This is a genomic window from Hymenobacter terricola (assembly GCF_017921975.2).
GTDB lineage: Bacteria > Bacteroidota > Bacteroidia > Cytophagales > Hymenobacteraceae > Hymenobacter > Hymenobacter terricola.
This window is the reverse complement of sequence record NZ_JAGEMO020000192.1, coordinates 1-1,284: the sequence shown is the minus strand read 5'-3', so window position 1 is coordinate 1,284 and position 1,284 is coordinate 1. Positions and strand designations below refer to the sequence as shown.

The window sequence follows — 1,284 nt, the reverse complement described above, 5'->3', positions numbered from 1 at the left end:
ACGCAGTCTTGGACCGAAGAGGGCTACTTACTAGTAGATGGTCCGCCAGAAATCTACTCACGGTTGCTTACGCTTCCCTTGGACCGAAGAGGACTACTTACTAGTAGATGGTCTGCGACCCGCGGCGGCACTGGGTCGCATAGTAGATTTATTAAGCTTCAGCCAGGCGGCGCTGAGGAAGACCTCTTCTGTGGTCCTACTCAGCAAAAGAATTTCAGCACAGCGGCGATCGGAAAATGAAATTTCTTATGTACATCCGCAGGGTTATGTGTTATAATATACTTGTAAGGTTGATTAAGACAACCAAATAAATTTCAGGGTTAACCGCAATACCCTATGTGCAGAGCGGTGACCGTATCACTGAGAGTGACGGTCGAAAGGACTATTATGACAATGACAAATTTATTCACAAACGGAGCAACTACTAACAGCAATTCAAGAGCACTTAACGGCACAAGCGAACTTAATTCACTGGCTGCAACTTATGTCAATGAGTTCATGAACGCACTCAACGACATTGATGATGACCGTATGGAAGCCGTTGAAGCTTCAAAGACTGACAACAGTGAGATGGACAAATTGGTGCAAGAGTTGACCGACGTTGCTGATGTTGACACTACATCACTTGTAGATGCTGTAGGTACTGACGAGCACACACCAAACAAGTTATTGGCATCTGTTCAGTCAAAGAGAAGCCGCTTGAAGGGCAAAGAGATGACGATTGACAACTACAAGAGTTTAGTGCATGCAGCCATCAGCGAGTACATCTTGCGAGAGGCGTTCGACATGAAGAAGAATGCTGCTCGCGGCGGCGCAGGGTCAGTGGTAACCTACAGCGATGAAGAAATCCAAGCATTGGCTGCAGACCAGGAAGCACTGAAGAAAGCCATCAGAAATATCCAAAGCCGAAAGTGTATCATGAAAGGCAAGGTCGGATTTGACGAGAACAGCGAACAGTGGCTTGCATTACTTGAGGCTGAAGAGAAGCTTAAAGCGCAGAGAGTATCTACCAGAGTAGTTCGTCAGGCAGATACCACCAAGCAAGATGTTCAGGCAGCACTTGAGGGTGTCGACTTTGGCAGCTTGAAGAAAGACGAACTGAAGTCACTGTTGGAGAACATTGCCGGTATCGTTAACGACGAGCCAACAGACATCGATGAGGCTGAGGAGCCAACAGAGACAACTGAAGAATAATCACTGACATCATCCTTTCAATTCTATATAGCCGCGGACTACGGTCCGCGGTATTTTCTTACCCCACTGCGCGGTCATAAGTGGTACGGT

At 47.1% G+C, this 1,284-nt stretch carries 1 protein-coding gene; it reads left to right on the top strand.

From position 1 onward, the window contains the following. Positions 1–393 precede the first annotated feature (393 nt). Positions 394–1,194 carry a hypothetical protein gene (locus J4G38_RS28230; RefSeq protein ID WP_226164151.1) on the top strand — a complete coding sequence of 267 codons (801 nt, stop codon included), beginning with the start codon at positions 394–396 and terminating at the stop codon, positions 1,192–1,194. Positions 1,195–1,284 lie beyond the last annotated feature (90 nt).